The organism is Acidimicrobiales bacterium (genome assembly GCA_035512495.1).
Lineage (GTDB): Bacteria > Actinomycetota > Acidimicrobiia > Acidimicrobiales > CADCSY01 > DATKDW01.
Map to the genome: position 1 here is coordinate 1 of DATKDW010000020.1, position 17,169 is coordinate 17,169.

The 17,169-nt window shown below is 72.6% G+C and carries 12 protein-coding genes; 6 read left to right on the forward strand and 6 right to left on the reverse strand.

Features of this window, described 5'->3' with window-relative positions:
* The coding region (locus tag VMN58_02175) for a sigma-70 family RNA polymerase sigma factor (GenBank protein HUF31999.1) at nucleotides 1–1,477 on the forward strand (1,477 nt) is incomplete at its 5' end.
* A gap of 19 nt (nucleotides 1,478–1,496) precedes the next feature.
* Here VMN58_02175 and cysS read toward each other — a convergent pair.
* Entirely contained in the window at nucleotides 1,497–2,858 is a 1,362-nt protein-coding gene (cysS, locus tag VMN58_02180; GenBank protein HUF32000.1) for a cysteine--tRNA ligase, read from the reverse strand.
* A gap of 80 nt (nucleotides 2,859–2,938) precedes the next feature.
* Here cysS and valS point away from each other — a divergent pair, with 80 nt between their 5' ends.
* Nucleotides 2,939–5,506, forward strand: a complete 2,568-nt coding sequence (valS, locus tag VMN58_02185) for a valine--tRNA ligase (GenBank protein ID HUF32001.1) — start codon at nucleotides 2,939–2,941, stop codon at nucleotides 5,504–5,506.
* Between the two features lie 28 nt (nucleotides 5,507–5,534).
* On the opposite strand, the gene VMN58_02190 is transcribed toward valS, so the two are convergent.
* From VMN58_02190 to VMN58_02205, 4 genes are all read right to left on the reverse strand, one after another.
* Complete coding sequence (locus VMN58_02190) at nucleotides 5,535–6,629, reverse strand: mechanosensitive ion channel family protein (GenBank protein ID HUF32002.1); 1,095 nt, start codon at nucleotides 6,627–6,629, stop codon at nucleotides 5,535–5,537.
* Between the two features lie 42 nt (nucleotides 6,630–6,671).
* Nucleotides 6,672–8,327, reverse strand: a complete 1,656-nt coding sequence (locus VMN58_02195) for a SpoIIE family protein phosphatase (protein ID HUF32003.1) — start codon at nucleotides 8,325–8,327, stop codon at nucleotides 6,672–6,674.
* A 57-nt stretch (nucleotides 8,328–8,384) separates the two neighbouring features.
* On the reverse strand, nucleotides 8,385–8,864 hold the full coding sequence (locus VMN58_02200) for a CarD family transcriptional regulator (GenBank protein HUF32004.1): 480 nt from the start codon (nucleotides 8,862–8,864) through the stop codon (nucleotides 8,385–8,387).
* A gap of 124 nt (nucleotides 8,865–8,988) precedes the next feature.
* A complete protein-coding gene (locus VMN58_02205; GenBank protein ID HUF32005.1) occupies nucleotides 8,989–10,188 on the reverse strand; it encodes an acyl-CoA dehydrogenase family protein in 1,200 nt (399 codons plus the stop codon).
* A 78-nt stretch (nucleotides 10,189–10,266) separates the two neighbouring features.
* Here VMN58_02205 and VMN58_02210 point away from each other — a divergent pair, with 78 nt between their 5' ends.
* The 3 genes from VMN58_02210 to VMN58_02220 all read left to right on the forward strand — a co-directional run bounded on the left by VMN58_02210 (nucleotide 10,267) and on the right by VMN58_02220 (nucleotide 13,741).
* The gene (locus VMN58_02210; GenBank protein ID HUF32006.1) at nucleotides 10,267–11,952 is read left to right on the forward strand and encodes an NAD-binding protein; all 1,686 of its coding nucleotides are present in this window, start codon (nucleotides 10,267–10,269) and stop codon (nucleotides 11,950–11,952) included.
* 71 nt (nucleotides 11,953–12,023) lie between these two features.
* A complete protein-coding gene (locus VMN58_02215; GenBank protein HUF32007.1) occupies nucleotides 12,024–12,854 on the forward strand; it encodes a crotonase/enoyl-CoA hydratase family protein in 831 nt (276 codons plus the stop codon).
* The gene (locus VMN58_02220) at nucleotides 12,851–13,741 is read left to right on the forward strand and encodes a TIGR03620 family F420-dependent LLM class oxidoreductase (protein ID HUF32008.1); all 891 of its coding nucleotides are present in this window, start codon (nucleotides 12,851–12,853) and stop codon (nucleotides 13,739–13,741) included. Before VMN58_02215 ends, VMN58_02220 begins: the two co-directional genes overlap by 4 nt.
* 28 nt (nucleotides 13,742–13,769) lie before the next feature.
* On the opposite strand, the gene VMN58_02225 is transcribed toward VMN58_02220, so the two are convergent.
* Complete coding sequence (locus VMN58_02225) at nucleotides 13,770–14,198, reverse strand: ATP-binding protein (protein HUF32009.1); 429 nt, start codon at nucleotides 14,196–14,198, stop codon at nucleotides 13,770–13,772.
* A gap of 100 nt (nucleotides 14,199–14,298) precedes the next feature.
* Between VMN58_02225 and VMN58_02230 the strand changes: the two genes are divergently transcribed.
* Nucleotides 14,299–17,169: glycoside hydrolase family 2 TIM barrel-domain containing protein (locus tag VMN58_02230; protein ID HUF32010.1), on the forward strand; the 2,871-nt coding region annotated here is incomplete at its 3' end.

Here is a 17,169-nt window from a genome sequence, read left to right on the forward strand (position 1 = left end):
CAGGGGGCAGCAGATGATCACCGACGCAGATCTCGTCGACCGAGTGGTGGCCGGTTTCGACGGCTCCTTCGAGGAGCTGTACAAGCGACACTCCCCCGCTGCGTGGCGCCTGGCCCAGAGCGTCACGGGCAACGCCCACGATGCCGCCGACGCCGTGAGCGAGGCGTTCGCCAAGGTCCTCCTCGCCGTGCGGGCCGGGCGGCTCGACGACAGCGCCTCGTTCCGGTCGTACCTGCTGAGCACCACCCGCAACGCCGCGCTCGACGGCGCCCGCCGGTCGGCCCGGACCAGTCCCACCGACCAGACCGCCCTCCTCGCGGTCGCCGCCGTCGGCCCCAGCGCCGCCGAGCACCTCTCCCACGGCGAGGACGCCTCACTCGTGGCCGAGGCCTTCCGCAACCTCCCCGAGCGCTGGCGCTCGGTGCTGTGGCTCACCGAGGTCGAGGGCGTCACCACCAAGGACGCCGCCGTCCAGCTCGGCATCAGCGCCAACGGCGCCGCCCAGCTCGCGGTGCGCGCCCGTGCCGGCCTCCGGGAGCGCTTCTTGCAGGCCCACCTCCGCGCCACAACCGACCCGAGCTGCCGCTTCACCGTCGACCGCCTCGGCGCCTACGTGGGCGGCGGCCTCTCCCCCCGAGACCTGGCCAAGGTCGACCAGCACCTCGCCGGTTGCGCCGACTGCGAGGCCCGCAAGGCCGAGCTCGAGGACCTGGGCCCGGCCCTGCACCGGATCGCGCTGCCGATCCCGCTGGTCCTCGGTGCGGTCACCGCCGAGCGGGTCGGCACCGCCCTCGCCGCCACGCCGGCCGCCGCCGTCACCCCTGCCGCCGTCATCCCTGGGACCTCGGCCGCCGCCCGCGCCGCCGAGCTGGTCCGCAACCCGGCACCGTGGATGGAGAAGCTCGTGGCCGCCTCCGCGGCAGGCGTGCTCGCCCTCGGCGCCGTCGGCGCCATGGTCGCCGGCGACGGACGAGGCGCCACCGCCCCGCAGCGCGAGCTCGCCGCTCCTGCCACCGCCGAGAGGGCGCCGGCCCCGCTCGACGTCCCGTCCCTGGCCCCGAGCCTCGGCTTCGACGCCGTGATGCCGAGCACGACGACCCCGACCCCTCCCGGAGACGGGACCGACGCCGACGACCTGCCCCGCAACGACAACGAGACCGACACCCGGGAGCCCGGCGCCGACCCACAAGCGGCCCCGATCCCCGCCGAACAGGGGCCCGAGGCGGCCCTTCCCGTGCCAACGCAGCCAGGGTCCACCACGGAGCCGCCCGCCGACGGCGAGCCCGTCGCTGAGGTGTCCGCCGGCCTCACCGCCGGTCCCCTCAGCGTCAGCACGACCCTCAGCGACGAAGGCGCCGGCCTCACCGTGGGCGACACCACCGTGGGCGACGAGCCCGCTCCCGCCCCCGAGGACGACGGCGTCGAGGTCAACATCGGCGGCGCCGTCCTCCCCGCCACCCGGATCACGCTCCCGTAGCGGAGCGCGACGGGACCCGTCAGGCTCGCCGCACGCGGGTGCCGTCGGGGGTGTCCTCGACCACGTAGCCGGAGGCCATCAGCGCGTCGCGCGCGGCGTCGGCGCCGGCCCAGTCCTTGGCGGCACGGGCCTCGTCCCGGCGACGAGCGGTGGCGACCACGTCGTCGGGGAGGGCGGAGGCAGCCTCGGCCAGCTCGATGCCCACCGCCGCGGTGATGGCCCGGATGTTGGCCAGGGCCGCTGCCGCCGAGTCGTCGTCGTCGGTGTCGAGGGTGGTGTTGGCCCGGCGGACCTGCTCGAAGAGCAGGCCCATCGCGGGTGGGCTGTTGAGGTCGGCGTCCATGAACCCGCGGAAGCGCTCGATGACCTCGACCTCGGCCTCGCCCTCCGGCAGGCCCGACTCCGCGGCGCGCCGCACGACGGTGTCGAGGCGCTTGAGGGCAGCGCTGGCATCGGCCATCTCGGTGTCGGTGACCGTCAGCGGCGTGCGGTAGTGGGCCCGCAGGACCAGGAGCCGGTAGGCCCGTGGGTCGTGCTGTCGCAGGAGCGTGGCGAGGTCGGTCGTGTTGCCCAGCGACTTGCCCATCTTCTCGCCGCCGCTGGCGGTGACGAGGCCGTTGTGCACCCACAACCGGGCGAACTCGCGGCCGACGGCCACGGCTTGGGCTCGCTCGTTCTCGTGGTGGGGGAAGGCGAGGTCGAGGCCGCCGCCGTGGAGCTCGAAGCCGTCGCCCAGCAGGTCGAGGCTCATGACCACGCACTCGGTGTGCCAGCCGGGCCGCCCCGGGCCCCAGGGCGACGGCCACGAGGGCTCGCCGGGCTTGGCCTTCTTCCAGACGGCGAAGTCAAGGGGTGACCGCTTGGCCTCGTCGACGTCGATGCGGGCGCCCGAGCGGAGCGAGTCGAGGTCCTGGCGGGCCAGGAGGCCGTAGCCGGGCACCTCGGACACCGAGAGGTAGACGCCGTCGTCGGTCTCGTAGGCCGATCCCCTCGCCACCAGCTCGCCCACCAGCTCGACCATGCGGTCGATGTAGGCCGTGGCGTGGGGGTCGTCGTCGGGCCGGCGAACGCCGAGGCGGTCCATGGTGCGGTACCAGGCCTCCTCGAACTCGAGGGCGACCGACTCCGGGCTGCGTCCCTCGCGCTCGGCCCGGGCGATGATCTTGTCGTCCACGTCGGTGACGTTCGAGACATAGCGGACCTCCAGCCCGGTCCACTCGAGGTAGCGACGCAGGACGTCCCACACCAGGGTGAAGCGCCCGTGGCCCACGTGGGGGACGTCGGAGACGGTGACGCCGCAGACGTACATCGCCACCTCGCCGGGGCGGCGGAGCTCGAGGGGACGCACGGTCCCGGTGGCGGTGTCGTGGAGGTGCAGCACGCACCGAGGTTACCGAGCGTGTCCCCGGCGCCCGAAAGGCCATTCTGAGGGCGTCGAGCCGGCCGGTAGCCTGGCCCGCCATGACCGACGTCCCCGCCAAGCCCACGCTCGACGGGCTCGAGGCGAAGTGGTCCGGCCGCTGGGAGGCCGAGGGCACCTATCGCTTCGACCGCACCCGGACGCGGGACGAGATCTTCTCGATCGACACGCCCCCGCCGACGGTCAGTGGGTCGCTGCACATGGGCTCGGTGTTCGGCTACGTCCAGACCGACAGCATCGCCCGCTACCGGCGCATGCGCGGCATGGCCGTCTTCTACCCGATGGGGTGGGACGACAACGGCCTGCCCACGGAGCGCAGGGTCGAGAACTACTTCGGGGTGCGCTGCGACCCTGCCATGGCCTACGACCCCGACTTCCGGCCGCCCGAGGCGCCCGACCCGAAGCACGCCGTGCACTGCTCCCGCCCCAACTTCGTGGAGCTGTGCCTGCAGCTGACCACCGAGGACGAGCAGGTCTTCGAGGACGTGTGGCGGCAGGTCGGCCTCAGCGTCGACTGGGCACTCACCTACGCGACCATCGGCGAGCGGGCCCAGCGCGCCAGCCAGCGGGCCTTCCTCCGAAACCTTGCCCGGGGCGAGGCCTACGCCACCGAGGCCCCCACCCTCTGGGACGTCCGGTTCACCGCGGTGGCCCAGGCCGACCTCGAGGACCGTGAGGTCAGCGGCGCCATGCACCGATACGGGTTCCGGTCCACGACCACCGGCGACCCCGTGCTCATCGAGACCACGCGCCCCGAGCTGCTGCCGGCGTGCGTCGCCCTCGTCGCCCACCCCGACGACGGCCGCTACGCCCACCTGGTCGGCACCACGGTCGCCTCGCCCCTCTTCGACGTCGAGGTGCCGTTCCACGCCCACCCGCTGGCCCAGCCCGACAAGGGCACGGGCGTGGCCATGATCTGCACCTTCGGCGACCTCACCGACGTCACCTGGTGGCGCGAGCTCGACCTGCCGGTCCGCAGCGTCGTCGAGCGCACCGGCCGCCTCAAGGCCGATCCGCCCGACGCCATCACCTCCGAGGGGGGCCGGGCCTCCTACGCCGAGCTGGCCGGCAAGACCACGAAGCAGGCACGTGCCCGCGTCGTCGAGCTGCTCCGTGACTCAGGTGAGCTCGTCGGCGAGCCCACCCCCATCACCCATGCCGTGAAGTTCTACGAGAAGGGCGACGCACCGCTCGAGATCGTCACCAGCCGGCAGTGGTACCTGCGCAACGGCGGGCGCGACGCCCAGCTGCGCCAGGTCATGCTCGAACGGGGGGCCGAGCTCACGTGGCACCCGAGCTGGATGCACCAGCGCTACGAGTCGTGGGTCGAGGGGCTCAACGGCGACTGGCTCATCAGCCGCCAGCGCTTCTTCGGTGTCCCGTTCCCCCTCTGGTACCCGGTGACCGACGACGGCGCCGTCGACCACGACCACCCCATCGTCCCCGACGAGGCGGTCCTGCCGGTCGACCCCTCCACCGACGTGCCCCCGGGCTACGCCGAGGGCCAGCGGGGCCAGCCCGGGGGCTTCGTGGGCGACCCCGACATCATGGACACCTGGGCCACCTCGTCGCTCACCCCCCAGATCGCCACCGGCTGGATCGACGACCCTGACCTCTTCGAGCGCACGTTCCCGATGGACATGCGCCCCCAGGGCCCCGACATCATCAGGACCTGGCTCTTCTCCAGCGTGCTGCGCGCACACCTCGAGCACAACGCCCTGGCGTGGTCCGACGCCTCCCTCAACGGCTGGATCCTCGACCCCGACCGCAAGAAGATGTCGAAGTCGAAGGGCAACGTGGTCACCCCCGCCGACGTGCTCGAGCGCCACGGCTCGGACGCCGTGCGCTACTGGGCCGCCAGCGCCCGCCCGGGGACCGACACCGCGCTCGACGAGGGGCAGATGAAGGTGGGGCGCCGGCTCGCCATCAAGGTCCTCAACGCCTCCAAGTTCGTGCTCGGGCTCGAGGGCGAGGGCGGTCCGCCCGACGAGGGCGCGCCCGTCACCGAGGCGCTCGACCAGGCGGTCCTCGTCCGCCTCGCCGACCTCGTCGATGATGCCACCGCCGCCTTCGAGTCCTACGACTACGCCCGGGCGCTCGAGCGCACCGAGACCTTCTTCTGGTCGTTCTGCGACGACGTCCTCGAGCTGGTCAAGGGCCGCGCCTACGGCAGCCTTGGCGACGGTCCGGCAGCGTCGGCCCAGCGGGCGCTGCGCCTGGCGCTCTCCACTCAGCTGCGCCTGCTGGCGCCGTTCCTCCCCTTCGTGACCGAGGAGGTGTGGTCGTGGTGGCGCGAGGGCTCGGTCCACGCCACCTCCTGGCCCGACGCCGCCGAGCTCCGGGCGCTCGCCGGCGACGGCGACCCCCTCGTGGTCGAGGTCGCCGCCGCCGCCCTCGGTGAGGTCCGCAAGGCCAAGACCGAGGCCAAGCGGTCGCTGCGGACCGACGTGACGAGCGCCGTCGTGACCGACGCCCCCGAGCGCATCGCCGCCCTCCGCCGTGCCGAGGCCGACGTCCGCGAGGCAGGCCGCATCGCCGACCTTTCGATGGTGGAAGGCGACACCGCAGGCGTCGAGGTCACGCTGGTCCCGGAGGCCGAGGCCGGCTGAGGACGGCGGCGGCGCCCTCGCCGTCGCCCTAGCCCTCCGACCCCTCCAGGGTGGGCTCGCTGGGCGCCACGTCATCGTCGGGCGCCGGCCCGCCACGGACCCAGACGGTCCGCTGGGGGAAGGGGATCTCGATCCCCTCGGCATCGAAGGCGTCCTTGATCTCGCGCCGCAGCGCCCGCAGGACCTTCCACTGGTCGGCGGGCTTGGTCTTGACCACCAGCCGGATCACGATGCCGTCGGCGCCGAGGGTCTGAACACCCCATACCTCGGGCTCCTCGAGGATCGAGCCGGGGAAGCGGTCGGAGCGCCACACCTCGTCGGCCACCCGCTTGATCACCGCCTCCGCCCGACCGAGATCGGTGTCGTAGGCGACTTCGATGTCGAGCAGGGCGCGGGACCACTCCTGGGAGAAGTTGGCGACCCGGTGGATCTCGCCGTTGGGGACGTGCCACACCGTCCCCTCCACGTCGCGGATCCGTGTGATCCGCAGGGTGACGGCCTCCACGGTGCCGGTGGCGTCACCCAGGTCGACGATGTCGCCCACCCCGAACTGGTCCTCGATCAGCAGGAAGATGCCGGCGAGGAAGTCACGCACGAGGGTCTGGGAGCCGAAGCCGAGGGCGATGCCCACGATCCCGGCGCCGGCGATGAGCGGCCCGAGGTTGAGGCCGACCTCGCCGAGGACAAGGAGGGCGGCGATGATGCCGATGACCGCCTTGGTGATGCTGCGCAGCACCACACCAAGGGTCTCGGCCCGCTGCCTGCTCCTGGCGTTGAGCGGGGCCGAGAGCATGAACGGCGTCGCCCCGCCGGCCTGTGGCCGGGCCAGGGCGCGGGTGGCCGAGGCCTCGAGCTTGGACGTGAAGCGCTGGACACCCCGCTGCACGAGGTGGCTGACCACCAGGGCGAGGACGAGGATGATGGCGATCTTGAGCGGACGGGCCAGCAGGAAGTCGACGCCTCGGGCGAGCCACTCGCTCTCGGACTGGCGCAGCACCCACACGCACGCCGCCCCGCCGGGCTCGCCGCAGACCGCCTGCTCAACCTCGGTGGCGGCCCGCAGCAGGCCGAGTGGGAGGTCGACGAGGTCCGCGGCGGCGGAGGTCACGACCGGGGGGTGCATGTCGGGCCACGTTAGCGAGCCCGCCCACCCCCTCGGGACCTGTCAGACGGCAATGACGAACCGGCAGCGCACGACCGTGCCCCAGGGCCCCGGGTTGAACTGGTTGTCGTGGCTGAGCAGCTGGACGAGCCACAGCCCCCGTCCGGCTTCGGCCTGCGCCCCTGGCGGTTGGTCGGCGTCCGGGGGCGGGATGAAGCCCTCGCCGTCGTCGGCGACCTCCACCACGATCACCGCCGGGGTCCGCCAGACCCGCAGCTCGACCCGGTCGGTCGCTTCCCGGGCGGCGTTGGTGACCAGCTCGGACACGACGAGGACGATGTCGTCGGCGACCTCGGCGGGGAGGTGCTGGTGCTCGAGCCAGGAGCGCACCATCCCCCGAGCCACGTAGGCAGCGATGGGCTCGGTGGGGAGCCGGCGGTGCAGCACCTCGCCCACGACCACCTCCGCCGGCGTGGGGACGCGCAGGACCACCAGGCCGATGTCGTCCCGGGGATCGTCGTCCTCGAACCGCAGCACCGCCTTCTCCACCGCCGAGGCCAGCCCCAGGGCATCCTCTCCGGCGGCGTTGGCGAGCACCGCCTCGAGGAGCCCGTCGCTCCAGGCCCCGTCCGGCGCGCGCGCCTCGATCAGGCCGTCGGTGAAGAAGACGAGGGCGTCCCCGGGGCCGAGGGAGACGGTGGCGTCGGTGAGGTCACAGTTCTCGAAGAGGCCGAGGGCGGTGCCGGGGATGCCCACCGGGCGCACCTCACCGTGGGCGTCGAGCAGCAGCGCGCGGGGGTGGCCCCCAAGCGCCAGCTCGACCACGGCAACCCCCTCGGCCACCTCGACGACTGCGGCGGCCATGGTGCAGAACCGCTCCCCAACGTCGGAGGCGAGCACGGCGTCGTTGGTGGCTCGCAGCACCCCGCTCGGGTGCTCCTCGACGGGCGCCACCGCCCGGGCCGTGTAGCGGGCGAGCGCCGTGAGGCTGGCGGCCTCGACCCCCTTGCCCGACACGTCACCCATGACCACCCCCCAGCGGTGGTCACCGAGGGGGAAGACGTCGAAGAAGTCGCCACCGACCTGCAAGCCGTCGCCGGCGGGGCGGTAGCGGCCGGCCAGCTGGATGCCGGGGATCATCGGCAGCGACGGAGGGAGGAGCGAGCGCTGGAGGGTCTTGGCCTCCATCGTCCGGGCGCGGTACCGCAGGGCGTGGTCGAGGGCAACCGCGCTGCGGTGGCCGAGGTCCTCGATGAGCGGCAGCTCGGCCTTGCCGAGCGGGCGGTGCGAGCCGTCCATGGCCAGTGAGAGCACGCCGAGCGTTCGGCCATGGCGATGCAGCGGGAGCCAGGCCCGCCGGGATGCCTCGTCGACGACGGGCCGGCCGGTCCCTGCGACCTCGTTGGCCACGGCGTCGTCGCTGGGCTCACGCCTCGCCGCAAGGCCCTCGAGCACGCGCTGGCGACCCCGGTCGATGTGGGCCGCCGCCACCAGCAGGAGGCCCCGGTCCTGCACCAGGTGCACCGAGCAGCTGTCGGCGAGGGCGGGCACCGCCAGCTCGGCGATGGCCACGACGGTGACGCGGTGGTCGAGCGACGCCGAGAGGAGCTCCGAGGCCCGCACGAGGTAGGCGAGACGACGGTTGGCAGCGACGAGGTCGCGCCCGGTCTCGGGCGCACGGTCGACCTGGTCCTCACCGTCGCTCACGTCGCTGCTCACGTCCCTCGCATGGTACGGCGTGGGATCCGGGCAGACAGAGAGGCTGGCGGTCGGCCTCTACGCCAGCTGGGCGGCGAGGCGTTCGAGCGCCTCGTCCTCGGACACGTCGAGGGCCACGCTGAGCTCCGACACGAGGATGCTGCGCGCCCGCTCGAGCATCGACTTCTCGCCGGCGGAGAGGCCCTTGGCTGCTTCGCGCAGCGCCAGGTTCCGGACCACCTCGGCAACCTGGTAGACGTCGCCGGTCTTCAGCTTCTCCTGGTGGTTCTTGAAGCGACGGCTCCAGTTGCCGGGCTCGCGCACGTCCTTCTTGGCCAACAGCTGGAAGAGGTCCTCGACGTCCTCCACGCTGATCGGCGGCCGCATGCCGACCTCCTCGATCTTGGTGACTGGCACGGTCAGCATCAGATCGCCGTGGGCCATGCGCAGCACCAGGCACTCGGCCTGCTCGCCGAAGACCTCGCGGACCTCCTTGCGCTCGATGACAGCGGCACCGTGGTGGGGGTAGACGACGTGATCGCCGACGTTGAACGACATGGGGGCTCCAGGAGCGGCTCGAAACGGGCGGTCCAGTCTGCCACCCCGCGGGCTCCGGTCCCACACGGGGTCCGGATCGGGTCCTCCACCGCCCGTCGCCGGGGACCACCGGCACGGCAGAGCGTCAGCTCCGGGGGACGTCGACCCAGGGGAGGTCCTTGTCGACGCGGGGCTCGCCAGGGAGGCCGAGCACCCGCTCGCCGATGATGTTGCGCTGGATCTCCGACGTGCCGCCCTCGATCGAGTTGGCCCGGGCCCGCAGGAACATCTTGCGCGACGAGCCGGCCGGGCCGGTGAGGCCGAGCTGCTCGGAGCGCCGCATCGTGTAGTCGTAGTCGACCAGGGCACCGGCACCGAGGAGGTCGACGCACAGCTCGTAGATGTCCATGTTGACCTCGGCGAACTTGAGCTTGGCGATCGACCCCTCGGGCCCGGGGTTCCCGGCCTTGCGCTTCTGGGCGGCACGGATGTTGGTGAGGCGCAGCACCTCCGCGTCGATCCAGGTCCGCATGAGGCGGTCGCGGTCGGCCGGCCGCTGGTCGGCCACCTCCTCCTTCCAGATCCGCACGGCCTCGGCGATGGCGCCCGAGCCGCGCCCGGGCGGGCCGGAGCCCCCGCCGATGGTGGTCCGCTCGTTCATCAGCGTGGTCATGGCGATGCGCCAGCCGTCGCCCACGTCACCCACGCGGTCGGCGTCGGGCACACGGACGTCGGTCATGTAGACCTCGTTGAACTCGGCCTCGCCGGTCATCTGGCGCAGCGGACGCACCTCGACGCCCGGCGCGTGCATGTCGAGGGCGAAGTAGGTGAGGCCCTTGTGCTTGGGGGTGTCGGGGTCGGTGCGGGCCACGAGCATGCCCCGGTCGGCGATGTGGGCGAGGGTGTTCCAGACCTTCTGGCCGTTGACCACCCACTCGTCGCCGTCGCGCACCGCCCGGCAGGCGAGGCCCGCCAGGTCGGAGCCGGCGCCGGGCTCGCTGAAGAGCTGGCACCAGGCGTCCTCGCCCGTGAAGGTCCGTCGCATCGTCGCCGCCTTCAGCTCCTCGCTGCCGTGGGTGACCACGGTGGGCCCCGCCATGGTGAGGCCGAAGAAGTGCCGGGACCCGATGGAGGGCGCCCCCGCGGCGCGGAGGCGCTCGTCGACTCGGCGTTGCAGGTTCGGGGGCGCGCCGATGCCCCCCTCGCCGTCGGGGAAGTGCACCCACGCCAAGCCGAGGTCGTACTGGCGACCGCGGAGCTCCACGGGGTCGACGGTCTTGGGATCGAGCTCCTCGAGCAGCTCGTCGAGAAGCTCTTCGATCCGGGCGGCGTGGTCGGTCGTCATGGTGGACCAGCGTTGCAGATCGCACGCCCGGGCTGGTCCTAACGTGGACCGGATGGCAGCAGCAGGGCGAGGGGCGCCATGAAGTCCCTGGGGTTCATCTTCAGCTACCTGGCCACGCCGGCAGCCCGCCGCAACGCCCGCATCCTCATCGTGTTGGTGCTCGTGCTCGTGGTCGCCGTCGGGGTGTACAGCAGCATCTTCCACGTCCTCATGGAGCGGGAGGGCCAGGACCACAGCTGGGCCACCGCCGTCTACTGGACCCTCGTCACCATGTCGACGCTGGGTTTCGGCGACCTCGTGTTCGAGTCGGACCTCGGCCGGATGTTCTCCGTCGTCGTGCTGCTCTCGGGCGCCATGTTCATCCTGGTGCTTCTTCCCTTCACGTTCATCCAGTTCGTCTTCGTGCCGTGGATGGAGGCCCGACAGCAGGCCCGGGCGCCGCGCGTCCTCCCCGCTGACCTCGAGGGCCACGTCCTCCTCACGGGTGTGGGGCCAATCGAGGACTCGCTGATCGCCCGCCTCGACCGCGCCTCGATCCCCTACGCGGCGATCATCAGCGACGTCGACGAGGCCCTCCGGCTCCACGACGCCGGCTACAAGGTGATGGTCGGCGCGCTCGACGACCCCGACACCTTCCGGGCGGCACGGGTCGAGCGCGCCGCCCTCCTCGCCGCCACCCAGCCCGACACGGCGAACACCAACATCGCGTTCACCGTCCGGGAGATCTCCGAGCGCGTCGACGTCGTCGCCACCGCCAACTCGACCGCCTCGGTCGACATCCTCCAGCTGGCGGGGTGCACCGAGGTGCTGCAGCTCGGCGACATGCTCGGGCGGGCGCTGGCCCGGCGCGTCCTCGGCCCCGACGCCCGCACCAGCGTGATCGGCGAGTTCGGGGAGCTGCTGATCGCCGAGGCCTCGGCGCCTCAGACGCTGGCGGACCGACCGCTCAGCGAGTCGGGCCTCCGCCAGCGCACCGGCCTGACGGTGGCGGGGCTGTGGCACCGGGGACACTTCGAGGTGGCCCGTCCCACCACCGTGCTGACGCCGTCGAGCATCCTGATCCTGGCGGGGTCCCGCGCCCAGCTCGACACCTACGACGAGGCCTTCGGGCTGGCAGCGCCCGAAGGGGCGCCGGTCATCATCATCGGAGGTGGGCGGGTCGGCCGCGCCGCCGGCAGGGCCCTCGCCGAGGTCGGCATCACCTACCGCATCGTGGAGCAGCAGCCGGAGCGCGTCCGCGACCCCGCCATGTACGTCGTCGGCGACGCCGCCGAGCTCTCGGTGCTGCAGGAGGCGGGGATCGACGATGCGCCCACCGTGATGGTCACCACCCACGACGACGACATGAACGTGTACCTGACCATCTACTGCCGCCGCCTGCGCTCCGACGTGCAGATCATCTCGAGGGCCCGGCTCGACCGGAACGTCTCCACCCTCCACCGGGCCGGCGCCGACTCCGTCCTCTCCTACGCGTCCACCGGCGCCAACGCCCTTTGGAACATGCTCACCGCCGACAACACCCTCCAGCTGGCAGAGGGCCTCGACGTGTTCCGCGTCCCCGTCCCTTCGGCGCTCGCCGGCCGGACGCTCGAGGAGTGCGGGATCCGCGACACCACGGGGGTCACCGTGGTCGCCACCGTGCAAGACGGCCACTTCGAGTCGAACCCGGGCGCCCAGTCCTCCCTCCCCGCCGAGGGTGACCTCGTGCTCATCGGCGACGCCGAGGCCGAGGACCGCTTCCTCAGTCGCTACGGCCCCGACTGACCCTGCACGGTCGCTGCCGCCCCTGCAGGCGTCTCGACCGGAGGGCGTCGGCTGCTCTTATGCTCACGGCCATGTCAGATCGAGTGAGCGTCACGACCGAGAGCGGGGTCGCCGATGTGCGCCTGTCCCGCCCCGACAAGATCAACGCCCTCGACCCGGCGATGTTCACCGCCATCGTCGAGGCGGGCGAGGCCCTCAAGGCCGACCCCTCGGTGCGGGCAGTGGTGCTCTCCGGCGAGGGTCGGGGCTTTTGCGCCGGCCTCGACTTCGCCTCCTTCCAGGCCATGGCCGGCGGCGACGACCGTGCCGAGGGCGGCACCGCCAGCATCGGCCACACCGGTGGGCGGATCACCCACCTCGCCCAGCAGGCGTGCTGGGTCTGGACCGAGGTCCCCGTGCCCGTCATCGCCGCCGTCCACGGCGCCTGCCTCGGCGGCGGCCTCCAGATCGCCCTCGGCGCCGACATCCGCATCGTGGCCCCCGACGTCTCGATGTCGGTCCTCGAGGTGCGCTGGGGGCTCACCCCCGACATGACGGCCACGGTGACCCTCCCTCGCCTCGTGGGCCTCGACGTGGCCAAGGAGCTCACCTGGACGGGGCGCAAGGTGGCCGGCGAGGAGGCAGTGCGCATCGGCCTCGCCACCCGCCTGGCCGACGACCCCCGCGCCGCCGCCCTCGACCTCGCCCGCGAGCTGGCCGGCAAGAGCCCCGACGCCGTCCGCGGCGCAAAGCGCCTCTTCGACCCCGCCGCCGGGCGCGATGTCGTCGAGCAGCTGGCCTACGAGCGGGCGACCATCGGCTCGCTCATCGGCGGCCCGAACCAGGTCGAGGCGGTCACCGCCTTCTTCGAGAAGCGCGACCCCGCCTTCGCCGACGCGGCCGTGCCGGACGCTGGATCGTGACCCCCCGCTCGCTGGCCGAGCGTCTGGCCACACCCGGGGTCTGGTTCTTCACCGACCTGATGTCGTCGCCCGAGGCACGGGACTTCGCCCAGCGGCTGGAGTCGCTCGGCTACTCGGCCCTGTGGCTGCCCGAGACCGTCTCCCGCGACCCCTTCGCCCACATCGCGTTCCTCGCCGAGCACACCGAGTCCCTCGTGTTCGCCACCGGCATCGCCAACATCTTCCACCGCCACCCTGGTGCCATGACCCAGGCGACCCAGACCCTCGGCGAGCAGACCGGCGGTCGCTTCGTCCTGGGCCTCGGCGTGAGCCACGCCCCCCTCGTCAGCGGCCTCCGCAAGCTCGACTACTCGAAGCCGCTCTCCCAGATGCGGTCGTACCTTGCCGCCATGGACGCCTCCCCCTACCGGGGGCCCACAACCGCCGACCCTCCGCCGAGGCTGCTCGCCGCCCTCGGGCCGAAGATGCTCGAGCTGGCCGCCGAGCAGACCGACGGCGTCCACCCCTACTGGACCACCCCCGAGCACACCGCCATCGCCCGCGAGGCTCTCGGGCCCGACAAGCTGGTCTGCGTCGAGCAGAAGGTGGTGCTCAGCACCGACGCCGGCGCCGCCCGGGCCGCTGCCAGCGCGGCCGTCGACGTCTACGCCGCCCTCCCCAACTACCGCAACAGCTGGAAGCGCCTCGGCTTCACCGAGGACGAGATCGAGCACCGCGAGCCCCGCTTCCTCGACGGTGTGGTCGCCTGGGGCGACGAGGCCGCGGTGCGCCGCCGCGTGAAGGACCACTACGAGGCCGGTGCCACCCACGTGTGCATCCAGCCGCTCTCAGTCGACGGCCCCGGCGTGCTCGACTGGCACGCCCTGGAGGTCCTCGCGCCCGGCTGAGCCCAGGTGCCGGCCCGATCCCTGCGGATCAACCGCCGGTGCCGTCACCCGACGAGGGAGCACCGTTCGGGTGGTCGAACTCGGCCCACACGACCTTTCCACCCTCTCGATCACCGACGCCCCAGCGGGTGGCGCACGCCTCCACCACCACCATCCCGAGCCCTCCCGGCTGGGCGAGGTCCGACTGCCGCCTGACGGGCACACGCCGATCGCCGTCTGCCACTTCGACGCGCAGCCGGTCGCTGAACACGTCGACCCGGACCTCGAAGTCGGTGGCGGCGTGGAGCACAGCGTTGGTGGCCATCTCGCTGATCACCAGCACCACCGCACTGCGGAGCTCGGGGCTGACCCGGCCGTCGAGGTGGTCGGCCACGAACCGCCGGGCCAGCGGCACGCTGGCCGGCGAGGACGGGAGGAGGACACCCGCCTTCGACACGGTCCGCTGCTGGCTCGTCACGGCCGCGACACTAGACCGGACCCCGCGGGGAGGGCCCGGGAGTGCTGCCAGGATCACCGCCCAGACGCAGACCGCGGAGTGCGGACCGTAGGGTTCGGCCGTGACCCGGCCGCTGGACGACTTCGGACCGCGCTCGTGGGCCCGCCCAGAGGTCACCGGCGTGGGCCGCCTCCCGATGACGACGCTGCTCGCCCGGGCCGACACGCTCGCCCTCGACGGGGCGTGGGCCTTCCTGCGACGAGACCTTCCCGAGGACGTCGAGCGGGATGACCTCACCCGCCCCACCGATGGCTGGGACCAGGTCGAGGTGCCCGGGTGCTGGACCATGCAGGGGCACGATCACCCCCACTACACCAACACCCAGATGCCCTTCCCGGGGCCGCCGCCGGCGGTGCCCGACGACAACCCCACCGGGGTCCACCGCCGCTCGGTCACCGTGCCGACGTCGTGGACCGGCAAACGGGTCGTGTTGCACGTCGGGGGGGCCGAGTCGGTCCTGTACGTGCACGTCGACGGGGCGCCGGTGGGCATGGGCAAGGACTCCCGCCTACCACAGGAGTACGACCTCACCGACGTCGTCGAGCCGGGCCGTCCGTTCGAGCTGGCCCTCACCGTGGTGCGCTGGTCGGATGCCACCTACCTCGAGGATCAGGACCACTGGTACCACGCCGGCCTCCACCGCCGCGTGCTGCTCCGCGCCACCCTGCCCGTCCACATCGCCGACGTCCACGCGGTGGCCGACCTCGACCCCACCACCGGTGACGGCCACCTGCACGTCCACATCAACGTCGACGCCCCCGGCCACGGACCGAAGGGGTGGGCGGTGCGGGTCGACTGCGCCGGGCTGTCGCTCGCCGGCGACGTGCGCTTCGAGCACCCCACCAACCACCTGGTGAACCTGTTCGCCTTCGAGAGCCGGGGGACGACCCTGGGGGGAACCGTCGCCGGGGTCGCGCCGTGGTCGGCCGAGGTGCCCACCCTTCACGACCTGCACGTGACTCTGCTCGACGAGAGCGGCCGCGAGGTCGACACCGTGCGCCTCGCCGTCGGCTTCCGGCGCGTGGAGGTCCGCGGCCACGAGCTGCTGGTGAACGGGCAGCCGATCCTGATCAAGGGCGTCAACCGCCACGACCACGATGCCCGCACCGGCAAGGCCGTGACCGACGAGTCGATCGAGCGCGACCTGGTGCTGATGAAGCAGCACAACCTCAATGCGGTGCGCACCTCTCACTACCCCAACGACCCCGTGCTCTACGACCTGTGCGACCGCCTCGGCCTCTACGTCGTCGACGAGGCCAACGTCGAGACCCACGCCCACCTGCGCAGCCTCACCAAGGACCAGCGATGGAGCCCGGCGATCCTCGAGCGCGTCACCCGCATGGCGGAGCGCGACAAGAACCACCCGTCGATCATCATGTGGTCGCTCGGCAACGAGTGCGGGGTGGGGCCCGTCCACCACGCCGCTGCCGCCTGGCTGCGGTCGTGGGATCCCTCCCGCCCCGTGCACTACGAGAGCGGCATCACCGAGGACGGCTTCGTCGAGCTGACCGAGGGGCGCACGCCCGACCTGGCGGAGATCCTGGCCCGGCCGAGGGGCGAGACCGACGTGATCGCTCCGATGTACCCGCCGGTCGAGGACCTGGTGGCGTGGGCCACCCGGCGACCTCCCGACCGGCCGCTCATCATGTGCGAGTACGGCCATGCCATGGGCAACTCCGGCGGCAACCTCGACCGCTACTGGGAGGCGATTCGCACCCACCCCGGGCTCCAGGGCGGCTTCGTGTGGGACTGGGCGGACCAGGCGCTGATCCAGGTGCTCGACGACGGCACCGAGCGCCTCGCCTACGGCGGTGACCTCGGCGACCAGCCGAACGACGGGCCGTTCTGCCTCAACGGCGTGGTCGCCGCCGACCGCACGCCGCACCCGTCGCTGCTCGAGCTGGCCAAGGTGGTCCAGCCCGTGCAGGTGGCCGCGGTCGACGCCGGCCGCGGTGCGCTGCAGATCACCAACGAGCACGCCTTCGTCGACCTGGCCTGGCTCGAGGCGACGTGGTCCCTGACCGTCGACGGCGACGAGGTGGCCGCCGGCTCCCTCGCCCCGCTCGACGTGGCGCCCGGCGCGTCCGCCGAGGTGCACATCCCCCTCCCGCCACTCGATCTCTCGCCGGGCCAGGCTGCCCACCTCACGGTGTCGTTCCGCACCCGCAACGACCAGCCATGGGCACCCGCCGGCCACGAGGTGGCCTGGGAGCAGGTGGAGGTGGCACGTCGTCCGGGACCCTCTCAGGCACCGGACCACGGCCGGCCCCGGCGGTCTCCAACCGAGGTGCCACCCACCGAGCTGGCCTTGTGGCGGGCACCGATCGACAACGAGGTCTTCATCCGCCCGTCGCACGCCGAGCGGTGGGAGCAGCTCGGCCTGCGCCACGCCGTGTCGGTGGCCGAGCTGGCGACCGAGACCACCACGGTCGACGGCGGCCTGCGGGTCGACCACCAGGTAGCCCTCGTCGACGAGCTCGACGACATCCCCCGCGTGGGCGTCCGCCTCGACCTCGGGCCGGGCATCGAGAGCGTGGAGTGGCTGGGCGACGGACCACACGAGGGCTACTCCGACCGGCGGGCGAGCACCCGGGTCGGGCGCTGGTGTACGCCGGTCGACGGCTGGGGCGTGGCCTACGTCCACCCGCAAGCGAACGGCAACCGCACCGGGGTCCGGTGGCTTCGCTTCCTCGACGCCACTGGTGCCGAGGTGCTGACCATCGACGAGCTCGACGACCTCGACGTGACCGTCGCCCGGGTCAGCGACCAGGAGATGGCCGATGCAGACCACCTCGAGGACCTCCACCCACGCGACACCTGCTTCGTGTGGATCGACGCCCGCCACCGCGGGGTGGGGACCGGCGCCTGCGGGCCCGATACCTCCCCACCTCACCGCATCGGCGCCGGCTCCTACCGCTGGGGCTACCGCCTG